Origin of the sequence: Auritidibacter sp. NML120636, assembly GCF_003185945.1 — a bacterium.
GTDB lineage: Bacteria > Actinomycetota > Actinomycetes > Actinomycetales > Micrococcaceae > Auritidibacter > Auritidibacter ignavus.
In genome coordinates, this window is the sequence record NZ_QHLO01000009.1 from 47,010 (window position 1) to 61,016 (window position 14,007).

The following is a 14,007-nucleotide window of genomic DNA, read 5'->3' on the forward strand; positions in this document are numbered from 1 at the left end:
GAGAGCATGGGAAAAATCTTTCGCCGCGCCGGACGTCAGAGGGCCACATCGACCACATCATCACGGCGGGACACCTCGGCGCATGCTCAGCGGAAGTTGGTTCAGGGGCGAAACTCTATCCGTGCTGCCGCGCAACACGATCGTCAGGACCCGGTGCCAGAACGCTTGGTGACCTGGGCTTATTACCGGTACCAAGGCATGCGCAAGAAACAAGCTCTCGACCGCGGAGATGTGCCGACTCTGCTACCGTTCATCGGTTACGGTTCCACCAGCTGGGTCCGAGTCTTTGCACGAGTGCTGCTCGCCCGTGAGGACGCCTTCGAAGCTGGGCACCGGTTGACTAAAGTCGTTCAAGATGGAGTCCGCGGGTGGCGTAACTTCGTCTCCCCACCGCTGCCGTATGCAGAAGTCCACGTCGATATCGACGGTGTCACCCACACGGTGCGTGCTGATCGTAGTGGCGTGGTGGACACAGTGTTACCGGCCTCGCTCGGCGAGGGATGGCAGTCGATCACCCTTCATGTAGCTGACGGTGACTCCGCTAATGCCGATATTTTCGTGATCTCCGATCAGGCCCGCTCCGGAGTGATGTGCGACGTCGACGACACCGTGGTGGTCACCGCCCTACCACGTCCGTTGTTGGCAGCCTGGAACTCCTTCGTTCTCGACGAGCACGCTAGAACGCCCACTCCGGGGATGTCGGTGCTACTCAACCGGATCGTCGAAGCCGAAGCGAAGTCCCCGGTGTTCTATGTCTCTACCGGGGCATGGAACGTCGCCCAAACTCTCACGCGGTTCTTAGCGCGTAACCTCTACCCGTTCGGCCCACTGTTACTGACTAGCTGGGGGCCCACCGAACACCGCTGGTTCCGCTCCGGTGTGGAACATAAGGTTACGGCGTTGCGCCGACTGGCCGAGGACTTCCCGCATATTACGTGGATTTTGATCGGTGACGATGGGCAGCACGACCCCGAAATCTATGCCGATTTCGCCCGAGACTATCCGCACCAGGTACGCGCGATTGCGATCCGTCAGCTGACGCCTTCGGAAGCGCTCTTGGCTGGCGGTCGGGCTGAAGAAACCCGTTACTCGACGCCGGGCATCCCGTGGGTATACGGCCCTGATGGGGCCACATTGGAATTGCAACTAGAGCGTTTAGGTATCCTGGATCCCCAGTCCGAAACTGCCTCGCCGTTGGCCTGGCCGGCATCCATTCAGCAAAATGAGTCCAAGGCTGTCGCTGAGCTACAACAAGACTATCCGCGATTTACCCAAGATATTCCACGGGAAGACTAATGAGCCAGGGGCGGGCTAGGTCAGCAGACACATTCGAGGAGGCCACCACCATGAGTCCGGTATCAACCAACAGCTCCCACGGTGTCAACACCACCGTGCAGATCCACCTGCGCTGGGGCGATATGGACGCCTATGGGCACGTCAATAACGTCCAAATCGTGCGTCTGATGGAAGAAGCCCGCGTGCTGGCTTTCGGGACTCCCTCGGGCACTGGAGCTCCCGAATCCGAAGACCAGCCGGAGGTGGCGGCCCCGATTGACTTGATTAGTTCCGTCCCCGAAGGCGTGCTGACCCTGATTTCCGAGCACACCGTAAGATATCGGCGACAACTGCCCTACCGGCGCCAACCGGTCCCGGTCCGTCTGCAAATCACGAAGGTGAAGGCCGCCGCGATCGAGGTTGGCTATGAATTCATCGACCCGGTGACTGCCGAGGTGGCAGTGACCGCCAGCTCCACCATGGTCTTCGTTGATGCCGAGTCAGGACGACCAGTGCGGCTCAATGATGAACAGAAAGCGCGGTTGCACGGTTAGCGCGCCGGTGCCTCTGGGACGCCGAGACGGTGGTACCGGTCATGACCGGATGGGACGGGCTCGCCGAGTTTAAACAACACCTTGGGCCAGCATCGCGTCGGCGACCTTGGTGAAGCCAGCGATATTAGCGCCCATCACATAGTCACCGGGGACGCCGAAATCCTCGGCAGTAGCCACGCAACGATCGTGAATATCTGTCATGATCTGCTCGAGACGGTCGTGAGTGTAGCTGAAGCTCCAGCTGTCGCGCACCGCGTTCTGTTGCATTTCCAAAGCCGAAGTAGCCACACCGCCGGCATTGGCAGCCTTTCCCGGCCCGAACAATACTCCAGCTTCTTTGAAAGCTGCGGCGGCGTCGTGAGTACATGGCATATTCGCCCCCTCAGCCAGAGCCACCACGCCGTTTTTAATCAGGGTCTTGGCATTCTCTTCGGTTAGCTCATTCTGGGTAGCGCACGGTAGAGCGACGGTGACCGGAACATCCCACACCGAGCCAGAGGATTGATAGGTGGCCTTGCCACCGCGGCGGTCGGCGTAGTCTGAAATCCGGCCACGCTCAACTTCCTTGATCTGGCGCAACAGATCCAGGTCAATGCCGTCAGGGTCATGAACGTAGCCGGAAGAATCCGAGGCAGTCACCACGGTGGCTCCCAACTGGGTGGCCTTCTGGATGGCGTAAATGGCCACGTTGCCCGAACCGGAAACCGCAACGGTTTGGCCATCCATGGACTGGTTCTTGGTGTGCAACATCGAATCGGTGAACATCACCGCGCCGTACCCGGTAGCCTCGGTACGGGCCAAAGAACCACCCCAGGAGATGCCCTTACCGGTCAACGTGCCGGCCTCCCACTTATTGGTGATGCGCTTGTATTGGCCGAACAGATAGCCGATCTCACGGCCACCGACACCGATGTCTCCGGCAGGAACGTCGGTGTACTCACCGATGTGTCGGTACAGCTCGGTCATGAACGATTGGCAGAAGCGCATGATTTCATCCTCGCTACGTCCGGCCGGATTGAAGTCAGATCCGCCCTTACCGCCGCCGATCGGCATACCGGTCAATGCGTTCTTGAAGATTTGCTCAAAGCCGAGGAATTTCACGATTCCTAGATACAGCGAGGGGTGGAAACGCAGACCGCCTTTATAAGGGCCGAGTGCGGAGTTGAATTCCACCCGAAAGCCACGGTTGATGTGGACGTTGCCTTCATCGTCGAGCCACGGTACCCGGAAAATAATCTGGCGCTCAGGCTCACACATCCGCTGCAAAATGGATTGTTCGGCGTATTCGGGATGGCGCTTCATTACCGGGGACAGCGTCTCGAAGATCTCGGTGACCGCCTGGTGGAATTCCGATTCGCCGGGATTGCGACGGAGAACTTCTTCGTGGACTTTCTCTAATGCTGCATCCATATCAGGCAACCTCTTTTATCTTTGGAGTCATAGATCATTCGGTGAGGCTGCCTCCGAAAGTAGGGTACGGCTGCACCCTCTCGGGGAGACAGCCGTTGTCTACCACGTATCACCATAACACCTTGAGGCGACAAAGGAAAATACCAGTTGCCATTATCTCGCAACATTTACCTTCAGCGGGTTCGGAAGTCTTTCGCTCCGAGACAGTAAATCCCCAGATCGAGCGTCGATAATGGCACCATAGGGAATGTGCCAGACAAAACTTCCCCCCAGCCTTCCCGTGGGGTTCGTCCCCTGCCGATGCCGTTGTGGCTTCAAGGCGTGATCGAATCCTGTGCTGCAGCTCTGATGGGTATTGCCGGGCTTGCCGTGCTCCTGATTGGGATGTGGCTCTTTGGAGCCTGGGCCAATATGGATCTACTGGCGGTGGGACAGCTTGCCGGCGTGTTGTGGCTGGCCGGTCAAGGAACCCCGGTAGCACTGACGGTTCCCCAACCTGGGACCGAAGAGATCATGTCGGGAACTCTGTGGTTCCTCCCCCTGGGCCTGACCGCGATCCTGCTGTATCTCACCACGCGCGTCGGGCACCGACTGGCTCGAGCCAGCGAGGCTCGCAAACTCTGGCAGGCACTGATCCCCGCGGTACTGGCCTACGGGCTGTTCGCTTTTGGGCTTTCCTCACTGATTTCTGTTGAGCGCATCCACGTTCCCCCGGCGGGCGTGCTGGCACCCCTTGGGATCTTTGGACTCGGTATTGTGCTCGGGTTGCGCCGACGCTACGGTAGCTGGCGTTTTCTGGGTACCGAGGCGATCGGCACCTGGATGAGTGCCCGTTCCCAGCAGGTGCGCTGGATGTTGAGCTTCCTGGCCTCGATGGTCAAAGCTGCCACCGTGGGAATCCTGGCCGCAGTGGCCAGCGCGGCAGTACTGACCGTCGTGCTCATCGGAGTGCAGTGGGCGCCGATTACCGAGGTCTATCAACGTTTAGGTACCGGAATATGGGGTGGCCTGGCGCTGACCCTGTTGCAGGCGGCGCTGTTACCGAACCTGGTGCTGTGGGTGTTGTCGTGGATGACCGGTATTGGATTCAGCTTGGGCACCGGCTCACTGATCGCCCCAGCCGGAACGATTCTGGGCCCTCAACCGGCGATACCGTTACTGGCTGCCATTCCACCGGAGTCTTCCTTGGCCGATACGTGGTGGGTGCTGTTGATCCCGGTGGCCTGCGGCATCGTCGCCGGTGTGTGGCTCTTCCGTGACGGGGAAAATCACGTAGAAGATTGGATCACTCAACGGGTTGGCCACCCCATCGTCGCGCCCGCGCTGGCCACCCTGACGACTGGGGTCATCTTGGCTGCGATCGTTGCGGTGGTCATGATGTTGGTATGGTGGCTGTCCTCAGGGTCCTGGGGCTTCGGCAAATTTGACGAGGTCGGCCCCACCGCATGGCTCAGCGGGTTGACCCTGGGCGGCGAAGTTGGGGTCGGGGCCATGCTGGGCTATGTGCTGGCTCCGCTGGTTGACGCTCCGCTGTACTCCAGTACGAAGGACCAGACCCAGCCAACGGTCACGTCAGGATCGGCTGACCCCGACTGAGTGCTACTACTCAGTCAGTCTGAGCTGATGGAGGACATCGGAGTATTGCTGATCGCACTCACTGACCGCAGTGTGGGTGATCGCCGAGTGCAAGCATTGTTCATAGTCCTGGGTGGGGGCCCACAAGATCATCTGCGCAACCGCAATGGCGGTAAACAGGACACAACCCAGTGCTCCGGCAGTGCCTGCTAACCAGGTCAGCATGGTGGTTTTGACCTGAGTGGCACCTCGGAATAACACGACCGCAACCACGACACCAGCAATCCCAAAGATCGGGGTGACGACTTTATACGGCAGAGGTAACGCCGACCCGGCGTAGGTGGCGATCAACGCGGCCAACAACCAGAGCACCAGCTGACTCAGCGATCCGGTGCGAGAACTGGTCGATGAGGCCGAGGTCTTATTCGACACGATCGTGGTGGTCCTCTATTCCGTCGTTGGGGTGATGTCCAGAACACCATCCTAGCCAGAGGTAGCCACTCTTTGCGTCGGGCCTCGCGTTAGAGTTAAGGCCGGTCATGATCGTCTGGCTCGCATCTAGCTCACCTCTGGCGGAAGGATCCCCCATACTATGCGCGTTGTTGTATTGCTATCTGGCTCCGGTTCCAACTTTCAAGCCGTGCTCGACGCGGTTCAGGCCGGGCGCCTGGCGATCGAGATCGTTGCGGTGGGGTCCGATACCGCCGAGGCCTACGGTCTGCATCGTGCAGATGCGGCCAAGTTGGAGACCTTCGTGGTGGACTGGGCCAATTATCACAACCGCACCGAGTGGACGAAGGCGCTACTGACTGTGGTGGATAGCTATGCACCCGACCTGGTTGTCTCTTCTGGTCTGATGCGGGTGGTCGGTGAAGAATTTGTCCGGGCCTACCACGGTCGATTTATCAACACTCATCCGGCGTTACTACCGAGCTTTCCCGGAGCCCACGCGGTCCGGGACGCTCTACAGGCCGGGGTCACCACCACCGGTGCCACCGTGCACCTGGTGGATGCCGGGGTGGACACCGGCCCGATCATTGCTCAGACTGAGGTCGAGGTCACCGCAGATGATGACCAGGACAGTCTGCACGAACGCATCAAAGTCGTCGAACGAGACATGCTGATTGACACCCTGGCCGCCGTGGCTGCGGGGCACACGGCGCTGGAACTGGCCGAACAATTTGCCCAGAAGCGACGGGGACGCGCCGGTGCGGACGCTACTGAGGCATCAAAAGAACACTCGAGTCCAGACTAGACTTGAACTGTGAATGGAGCGCTGGCCCGTTCACGCCCAATGTATTTTCGAGTGACCGCGAACCGATGGTAGGAGTAGCTGGCGTGGCAGAATCCACAGATAAAATCCCGTTCAAACGTGCACTGATTTCGGTTTACGACAAAACCGGTCTTCAGGATCTAGCTCGCGGTCTAGCTGATGCCGGTGTGCAGATTGTCTCGACCGGGTCGACTGCCAAAACCATTGCGTCCACTGGGGTGGATGTTACCGAGGTCGCAGATATTACCGGGTTCCCCGAAGTGCTTGACGGGCGGGTGAAAACTCTGCACCCGCGAATTCACGCCGGCATTCTGGCTGATCGCCGCCTGGAATCGCACCGGGCCCAGCTGGACGAACACCACATCGAACCTTTTGACCTGGTCATCGTCAACCTCTATCCCTTCGTCGAAACCGTTGCTTCTGGCGCGGGGGAAGACGACGTGATTGAAAAGATCGACATCGGTGGGCCCTCCATGGTTCGGGCGGCAGCGAAGAACCACCCCTCTATCGCGGTGGTCGTCGACCCGCGCTCCTATCAAGACGTTGTCACCGCAGCCCAGCAGGGTGGTTTCGACTTGGCCACTCGCAAGCGACTGGCCTCGTTGGCTTTTGCGCATACTGCCGCTTACGACAACGCGGTGGCGGCCTGGACTGCCGCGCAATTCGGTGAAGCTCCCGAGCAGGAATCCACCGTCAGCCAGCTTCCGCCCTACGTAGGGGTATCGCTGAGCCGTGCCGAATCGTTGCGCTATGGTGAAAATCCCCACCAGCCCGCTGCCCTGTATGTCGAGGATGGGGCCAGTACCGGTATCGCCCAAGCGCAGCTGCTGCATGGCAAGCCGATGAGCTACAACAACTATGTGGATGCCGACGCCGCGGTGCGCGCCGCGTTCGACTTCAGCGATCCGGCCGTGGCCATCATTAAGCACGCCAACCCCTGCGGTCTGGCCGTCGGGGATGCACATGCCACCGACCCGATCGCTGATGCTCACGCTAAAGCTCACGCCACGGACCCGGTTTCTGCTTTCGGGGGAGTGATCGCGGCGAACCGTGAGATCACCGCGACGTTCGCCACCCAGGTCAAGGACATTTTTACCGAAGTGATGGTGGCCCCCAGTTTCTCGGCCGAGGCGGTTGAGATCCTCTCGGCGAAGAAGAACCTGCGCCTGCTCGAATTGCCCGCAGGCTTTCACCGCGACTGCGTGGAGTATAAGCAGGTCTCCGGGGGCATGTTGTTACAGGTCGCCGACACCTTCCAGTCTCAGGGCGACAACCCTGCCGACTGGGAACTGGTTTCGGGCGAGCCCGCCGATGAAACCACCCTGGCAGATCTGGCTTTTGCTTGGAAAGCCGTGCGCGCGGCTAAATCCAACGCCATTTTGTTGGCCCATCAGCAGGCAGCCGTGGGTATCGGGATGGGCCAGGTTAACCGCCTGGACTCCTGCCGGTTAGCCATCGAACGTGCCAACACCCTCGGTATGGCAACCACCGGTGCTCAACAGACCGGCACCAACGATCAGGTGAGATCGGTCGGAGGCGCTAGCAACCCGACCTCGACCGAGCAGGCCCCGGTGCGCGCTCGCGGTTCGGTAGCAGCCTCGGATGCGTTCTTTCCCTTCCCCGACGGGCTCCAAATCCTCATCGATGCTGGGGTGCGTGCCGTGGTACAACCCGGTGGCTCCATCCGAGACGAGGACGTTATCGCCACAGCGCGCCAGGCGGGGATCACGATGTACCTGACCCATTCCCGACACTTCTACCACGGCTAAGCACGGCTGTAATCATTCAGGTGGTGCCAACTGACCGCAGGCTGGCAAAGTTTGAAGTTGGTCTCTGCGGTCGGCTAGTGTTAGTGACCGTTCAGCCAGCGCCTGAGCGACACAGCCTCATCACTCAGCTCTTTCAGATAATCCCGCGTAGCCACCGGCGTCTCCGGGGTCACCGTGACTCCTTCACGGTGTTGACCGACGTTGAGCTCAGGTGTTGCTGTGTCCCTACGGTGCCGGCGCGTTTGCAACGACTCCACCCTGGGCCGCACTCCCGGTCCGGACGGTGGCCGGTCGTGGCCTGATCTGGGGAACTGGAGGCGGGATCATGTCGAAACAGCAGACCACGATCTACGACGTGGAGGCACTGGAAGAGTCCATCCAAGACCACCTCAAAGAAGATCGGCTGGCTGAAGCCACCGTCGAGCTACGACGGTTACGCCCCTCTGATCTGGAGCGGTTCCTGGACCGGACCTCTCGCACGATGTTGCCGGTGGCCTTCCGCCTGCTGGATAAAGACGCGGCCGTGACCGTGTTTGAGACCATGGAACCGCAGTTGCAGTCGGATCTCATTGACGGGTTGCAAACCAGCCGGGTGCAGGAAATTTTCGGCGAACTGGAATCGACCTCCCAGGCTCGGCTACTCGATGAGGTGCCCGCCGAGGTCGCCCAACGGTTGCTGTCCGGACTCTCGGCTGCCGATCGTAATCAAGCCGGGCGCGTGCTCGGGTACCCCGAAGACGCGGTGGGTCGACGCCTGACCCCCATCACGGTCGAGCTCAGTGCCCACATGACTGCCACCGAAGCCCTGCAAGCCGTGCGAGCCGCTGACGTCGACGCCGACGATGAAAATGAGCTCGCCACCCTGCCGGTCGCCTCCTCCACGCACAAGGTCCTGGGCTTGGTCGACCTGACCCGCCTCGTGCGGGCTGAGCCGGATACCTTGGTCCGCGACATCATGCACGACACCGATACGGTCAATGCGACCGAAGAAGCCGAAGTGGCCGCGCGGATGGCCGTGCACCACCGAGTTCAAGCGGTGCCTGTGGTCGACGACGCCGAACGGCTCATCGGTATGCTGCTGGTTGATGATGCCCAGCGTATTCTGGAAGAAGAAGAGTCCGAAGATACCTATCGTTCCGGTGGTGCCGAACCCCTGGGCCAGCCGTATCTGACCACTTCGATCATGCAATTGGTCAAGTCCCGCATCGTCTGGCTGCTGGTGCTGGCGATCGGGGCAACACTGACCGTGCAGGTATTGCAGGTCTTTGAAGAGATGCTTGCGGTCATGGTGGTGCTGACCTTGTTCATTCCGTTGCTGACCGGTACCGGTGGAAATACCGGTAACCAGGCGGCCACCACCGTTACCCGTGCCATCGCCCTGGGCCAAGTGACGCCCCGAGACGTCTGGCGGGTCATCGGGCGGGAAGCACTGGTGGGTTGCACCCTGGGCGCCTGTTTAGGTGTCCTCGGGTTTGTGATTACCGGACTGATCTTCGGGTGGGATATTGGCACAGTGATCGGACTGACACTGCTGGCGATCTGCACGGTGGCTGCTACGGTGGGCTCGATGATGCCGCTCATCGCGTCCAAGATCGGTGTGGACCCGGCGGTGTTCTCCAACCCATTTATCTCCACGGTGGTGGACGCTCTGGGGCTGATCATCTACTTCATGGTCGCCCAGTCCGTTCTGGGGCTCTAAGCTCTGCGCCAGATCTGCCGGCAACTGCCTTTACCTATCGACCCATGACTCCGGTAGATTAAGAAAGAACCTGTGTTGGTCGACGGTGTTCGCACCGTTGGTCGGTGTGCCTTAGGGCGCACCCATGAGAAATCCGAGACGGATGAGCATCCACGAGGAGATTGGTACACCCATGTCCAAGATTATCTATACTCACACCGATGAGGCCCCCATGCTCGCCACAGCATCGCTGTTGCCGATCGTGAGAGCTTTTGCATCCACCGCCGGTGTTGAGCTGGAGACGCGCGATATCTCCCTGGCCGGACGTGTGCTGGCTGCTTTCAACGACGTCCTGCCCGAGGAACAGCGCACCAATGATGCGTTGGGCGAACTGGGTGAATTGGTCAAAGAACCCGAAGCAAACGTCATCAAGCTTCCTAATATCTCCGCCTCCGTCCCGCAGCTGGTGGCCACCATCAAAGAACTGCAACAAGCCGGCTACGAGTTGCCGGACTACCCTGACGAGCCTGCCACCGAGGAACAGAAGGATGCTCGGGCCCGCTATGACTCGGTCAAAGGGTCGGCGGTTAACCCGGTGCTGCGCGAAGGAAATTCGGACCGTCGCGCCCCGCGGGCGGTCAAAAACTTCGCCAAGAAGCATCCGCATTCCATGGGGGAGTGGTCTGCGGACTCCCAGACCAACGTGGCCACCATGCACGACCATGACTTCGTCTCCAATGAGCAATCGGTGACCATGGATTCCGACGATGTGCTCACCATTCGGCATACCGACGCTGACGGCAATGTCACCATCCTGAAAGACGAGCTCAAAGTCCTCAAGGGCGAGATCGTGGATGCCACCTTCATGTCGGCCCGTGCCCTGGATGACTTTTTGGCAGAACAGGTTGCCAAAGCCAAAGAGCAGGGCGTGCTGTTCTCCGCTCACCTGAAAGCCACCATGATGAAGGTCTCCGACCCGGTGATCTTCTCCCACGTGGTTAAGGCCTACTTCCCGGAGTTGTTTGAAAAATATGGTGACCAGCTGGCCGCTGCCGGGCTATCGGCCACCAACGGGCTGGCCTCGATCGAAAACGGTCTGGACCAGCTGGACGACCAGACCGCTGAAGGCATCAAACAGGCGATTGCTGATGGCTACGCCAACGGCCCGGATTTGGCCATGGTCAATTCGCATAGGGGCATCACCAATCTCCACGTGCCCTCGGATGTGATCATTGATGCCTCCATGCCGGCGATGATTCGCACCGGCGGCCAGATGTGGAATAAGAACGACGAAACCCAGGACACCTTGGCTGTGATCCCGGATTCCTCCTATGCTGGCGTTTACCAGACCGTGATTGACGACTGCCGTGCCAACGGCGCCTACGATCCGACCACCATGGGCACCGTGCCCAATGTGGGGCTGATGGCACAGAAGGCTGAAGAGTACGGCTCTCACGACAAGACCTTTATCCAGGACACGCCCGGCATCGTGGAGATCATCAACTCGGACGGGGATGTATTAACAAGCCACCAGGTGGAAGCACATGACATCTGGCGGGCCTGCCAGACCAAGGACATCCCGGTGCGCAACTGGGTTAAGCTTGCAGTCACCCGCGCCCGGGCCTCGAAGACTCCGGCGGTCTTCTGGTTGGACGCTGAGCGCGCTCACGATGCACAGCTGATTGCCAAAGTCAAAGAGTACCTACCCGAAAATGACACCGACGGACTGGATTTGCGCATCCTGGCACCCGAAGAGGCCACGCGGTTCACCCTGGAGCGGATCCGTGCCGGTGAAGACACCATTTCGGTAACCGGTAACGTGCTACGCGACTACCTCACCGACCTGTTTCCCATCCTGGAGCTGGGCACCTCGGCGAAGATGCTCTCGATTGTTCCACTGATTAATGGTGGTGGGCTCTTCGAGACCGGTGCCGGCGGATCGGCTCCCAAGCACGTCCAACAGTTCGTGGAAGAAAACCACCTGCGCTGGGATTCACTGGGTGAATTCTTGGCCCTGGCCGTCTCCTTCGAACACCTGGCCCAGTCCTTCGACAACTCCCGCGCCCAGGTGCTCGGCGATACTCTGGATGCCGCCACCGGTACCTTCTTGGAAGAAGGGCGTTCCCCGTCCCGTCGAGCCGGGGAGATTGACAACCGTGGCTCCCACTTCTATCTGGCGCTGTACTGGGCTGAAGAACTGGCAGCCCAGACCGATGACCAGCCGCTGGCTGATGCCATGAAGGATGTCGCTTCCCAGCTACGGGCCAAAGAAGACCAGATTATGGAAGAACTCAATAGCGTCCAGGGTGAGCCGGTGGATATCGCCGGGTACTACTACCCCTCGGTGGAGAAGATTTCTGCTGCTATGCGTCCCTCCGAAACGCTCAACAGCATTATCTCCAGCCTCGACCAGCGCTAAAAAATTGACGACCCGGGTCAGAATCGGCCGGTTCCTGCTTTCAAAGCGGGCACCGGCCGATGGTGGGTCGGTGGCCTGGCGCCGAGTACGTTGCCGGCGCTAGTCAGCGAATTCCTCACGAGCGCCGGCCTCGCGGGCTGACTGTTCCAGTACCGTGTAGGCCTCACGTGTCAAAGCGGTCCACAGCTTGATCGCCAGGTTCGGATCGGTTTCTTCCACCGATGCGATCATCTGGGCGGTGAGCACCAAACACACCACATCGTCCACGGCACGAATCGTGGAGACCTGACGCCCGCTACGACCCAGGGCGATCTCCCCGAAAGTGGTACCGGGGGAGAGATAGGTCTGCCGATACCGAGCCCCACCGGAACCGTGGGAGGTGGTTTCTACCCGTCCGGAGCGGATGAAGTAGATGCCGCCGAAAGGCTGGCCGGCACGGCGGATAATCTCCCCGGCTTTGTATTTGCGCCGTTCCATGATCGCAGCCAGCACATCCACGTCGCGATCGTCGAGGAACTCGAATAACGGAGCTGATTCTGGTTCTTCGCTCGAAGCGGGCAGATTGTCCTGTGCGTACCGTTGCGCCAGTCGGTGTTCGGCCCATTCCAGCGCTGCCGCACGGTTCTCGAACAGGCGGAAAGTGCCCTGAACTTCGGCGTTCGAGGATGCGGACCGGGGGCCATCGGAGAGTACCAACTCGCCTTCCGAGGCAGCCTTGGCCTTCTCCCGTGGGTCTTCGACGTCCAGCCCCTCGGTGCTGTTGACGAAGTCCATAATATGATCCACCAGCCGGTCTTCGTGATCGATAATTGCCAGGTCTCGGTTATCTGCATTGAGCTTGGAAGCCAGGGAGGCCAAGACGCGTATCGCGGAACGACCGAACTCATCGATCCCGTTGAGATCGATCATGATGGTCGAGACGTCGTCGTCGAATTCCACGATGCTACGTTGCAATGCTTCGGTTTCGGCAAAGCCCAGATCGCCAGAGATTTCCAAAATCTGGCATCGGTGGCCATAGGCTGAAACCGCCCGGGACAGGTCGGTGGAGCGGATGACACCTGAGAAAGCATCGGCCAGGGAGTAGTGGGCACGCAGGGTAGACCGGCCCAGTGGTGGGGCATCGGCGTAGTGCAGGCCCAGATCACTGGTGATCCGTGCAATGGCGGCGGCCCCGCGCACTGAGGTGCCGTGTTCGTCCAGTGGGGGAGAGAACACCCCGATGCCCAGCTGTCCGGGAAGCACCACCATGATGCCTCCATCAACCCCGGACTTTGCTGGCAGTCCCACGTCAATGGCCCAGTTACCGGCCGAATCGTACATACCGCACGTGTTCATGACCGACACCACCTGACGTACTGTTTCAGGCGTGAAGACCTGACGGCCGGTGACCGGGTTTTCACCGCGTCGTGCCAGGGTAGCGGCCATCATGGACAGCTCAGCACTGGTGAGTCCGACTGCACATTGCCGGAAATAGTCGTCCACGATGGGTTCGGGGTCTGATTCGATGATGTCGAAGGAACGTAGTAACCAGGCCAGTGCCCGGTTACGGTGGCCATGCTTATTCTCCGCCCGATAAATCTGCTCCATGATCTTCAGTTCCCGGTCGCATCCGGCTGAGGCTTCCTCGAACGCGTGCATGAGACGTCCGATGCGATTACGACCACCGCGACCTTTAATCAGCCCGACGGTGGCGATCGCCCCGGCATTAATCATGGGATTATCTGGGCGTCCCGTCCCGGACTGCAGAGAGATTTCGTTGAACGAGTCCCCGGAGGGTTCCACATCGACCTTTTCCCCGACTTTCTGGGGGCCCAAATCGTCCAGGGCCAGCGCGTAGGCAAAGACCTTGGCGATGGACTGGATGGCGAAGCGCTGATCCACATCGCCGGCCGAGTACTGTTGGCCGTTGACCGTGGTCAGCGTGATGCTGAGATGGTCTGGATTTGGGTTGGCCACTGATTCGGTTACGGGATTGACCGCGCCATGGCGCATCGGACGCAAGTCGGTGACGAGCTGCTCCAAATAATCCTGCAGAGGAGAACGCATGATGAGCG

10 protein-coding genes are annotated in these 14,007 nt (G+C 59.9%); 7 read left to right on the forward strand and 3 right to left on the reverse strand.

The genetic code is table 11. From position 1 onward, the window contains the following. The first annotated feature begins 6 nt into the window (after nucleotides 1-6). Nucleotides 7-1,296, forward strand: a complete 1,290-nt coding sequence (locus tag DCC25_RS08625) for an App1 family protein (RefSeq protein WP_233487998.1) — start codon at nucleotides 7-9, stop codon at nucleotides 1,294-1,296. A gap of 50 nt (nucleotides 1,297-1,346) precedes the next feature. Further along, nucleotides 1,347-1,829 carry a thioesterase family protein gene (locus tag DCC25_RS08630; RefSeq protein WP_110101373.1) on the forward strand — a complete coding sequence of 161 codons (483 nt, stop codon included), beginning with the start codon at nucleotides 1,347-1,349 and terminating at the stop codon, nucleotides 1,827-1,829. A gap of 69 nt (nucleotides 1,830-1,898) precedes the next feature. On the opposite strand, the gene gdhA is transcribed toward DCC25_RS08630, so the two are convergent. Then, on the reverse strand, nucleotides 1,899-3,239 hold the full coding sequence (gene gdhA, locus DCC25_RS08635) for an NADP-specific glutamate dehydrogenase (RefSeq protein ID WP_110099402.1): 1,341 nt from the start codon (nucleotides 3,237-3,239) through the stop codon (nucleotides 1,899-1,901). A 300-nt stretch (nucleotides 3,240-3,539) separates the two neighbouring features. Between gdhA and DCC25_RS08640 the strand changes: the two genes are divergently transcribed. Beyond that, nucleotides 3,540-4,835: a DUF6350 family protein gene (locus tag DCC25_RS08640; protein WP_110101374.1), complete on the forward strand. Its 1,296-nt coding sequence runs from the start codon at nucleotides 3,540-3,542 to the stop codon at nucleotides 4,833-4,835. Nucleotides 4,836-4,841: 6 nt separating this feature from the next. On the opposite strand, the gene DCC25_RS08645 is transcribed toward DCC25_RS08640, so the two are convergent. Then, nucleotides 4,842-5,246 carry a hypothetical protein gene (locus DCC25_RS08645; protein ID WP_110099400.1) on the reverse strand — a complete coding sequence of 135 codons (405 nt, stop codon included), beginning with the start codon at nucleotides 5,244-5,246 and terminating at the stop codon, nucleotides 4,842-4,844. Between the two features lie 160 nt (nucleotides 5,247-5,406). On the opposite strand from DCC25_RS08645, the gene purN reads away from it, so the two are divergent. The 4 genes from purN to DCC25_RS08665 all read left to right on the forward strand — a co-directional run bounded on the left by purN (nucleotide 5,407) and on the right by DCC25_RS08665 (nucleotide 11,953). Continuing rightward, complete coding sequence (purN, locus tag DCC25_RS08650; protein WP_110099399.1) at nucleotides 5,407-6,069, forward strand: phosphoribosylglycinamide formyltransferase; 663 nt, start codon at nucleotides 5,407-5,409, stop codon at nucleotides 6,067-6,069. A gap of 65 nt (nucleotides 6,070-6,134) precedes the next feature. After that, nucleotides 6,135-7,856, forward strand: a complete 1,722-nt coding sequence (purH, locus tag DCC25_RS08655; RefSeq protein WP_110099398.1) for a bifunctional phosphoribosylaminoimidazolecarboxamide formyltransferase/IMP cyclohydrolase — start codon at nucleotides 6,135-6,137, stop codon at nucleotides 7,854-7,856. 325 nt (nucleotides 7,857-8,181) lie between these two features. Continuing rightward, complete coding sequence (gene mgtE, locus DCC25_RS08660) at nucleotides 8,182-9,555, forward strand: magnesium transporter (RefSeq protein WP_110099447.1); 1,374 nt, start codon at nucleotides 8,182-8,184, stop codon at nucleotides 9,553-9,555. Nucleotides 9,556-9,727: 172 nt separating this feature from the next. Continuing rightward, on the forward strand, nucleotides 9,728-11,953 hold the full coding sequence (locus tag DCC25_RS08665; protein WP_110101404.1) for an NADP-dependent isocitrate dehydrogenase: 2,226 nt from the start codon (nucleotides 9,728-9,730) through the stop codon (nucleotides 11,951-11,953). A 99-nt stretch (nucleotides 11,954-12,052) separates the two neighbouring features. On the opposite strand, the gene glsA is transcribed toward DCC25_RS08665, so the two are convergent. Next, entirely contained in the window at nucleotides 12,053-13,999 is a 1,947-nt protein-coding gene (gene glsA / locus DCC25_RS08670) for a glutaminase A (protein ID WP_110101375.1), read from the reverse strand. Nucleotides 14,000-14,007 lie beyond the last annotated feature (8 nt).

Bases quoted from the DNA above. Each gene is read 5' to 3' on its own strand.
- DCC25_RS08625 (WP_233487998.1), top strand. From the start codon at position 7: ATGGGAAAAATCTTTCGCCGCGCCGGACGTCAGAGGGCCACATCGACC.
- purN (WP_110099399.1), top strand. From the start codon at position 5,407: ATGCGCGTTGTTGTATTGCTATCTGGCTCCGGTTCCAACTTTCAAGCC.
- mgtE (WP_110099447.1), top strand. From the start codon at position 8,182: ATGTCGAAACAGCAGACCACGATCTACGACGTGGAGGCACTGGAAGAG.
- DCC25_RS08630 (WP_110101373.1), top strand. From the start codon at position 1,347: ATGAGTCCGGTATCAACCAACAGCTCCCACGGTGTCAACACCACCGTG.
- gdhA (WP_110099402.1), bottom strand. From the start codon at position 3,239: ATGGATGCAGCATTAGAGAAAGTCCACGAAGAAGTTCTCCGTCGCAAT.
- glsA (WP_110101375.1), bottom strand. From the start codon at position 13,999: ATGCGTTCTCCTCTGCAGGATTATTTGGAGCAGCTCGTCACCGACTTG.
- DCC25_RS08665 (WP_110101404.1), top strand. From the start codon at position 9,728: ATGTCCAAGATTATCTATACTCACACCGATGAGGCCCCCATGCTCGCC.
- purH (WP_110099398.1), top strand. From the start codon at position 6,135: ATGGTAGGAGTAGCTGGCGTGGCAGAATCCACAGATAAAATCCCGTTC.
- DCC25_RS08640 (WP_110101374.1), top strand. From the start codon at position 3,540: ATGCCGTTGTGGCTTCAAGGCGTGATCGAATCCTGTGCTGCAGCTCTG.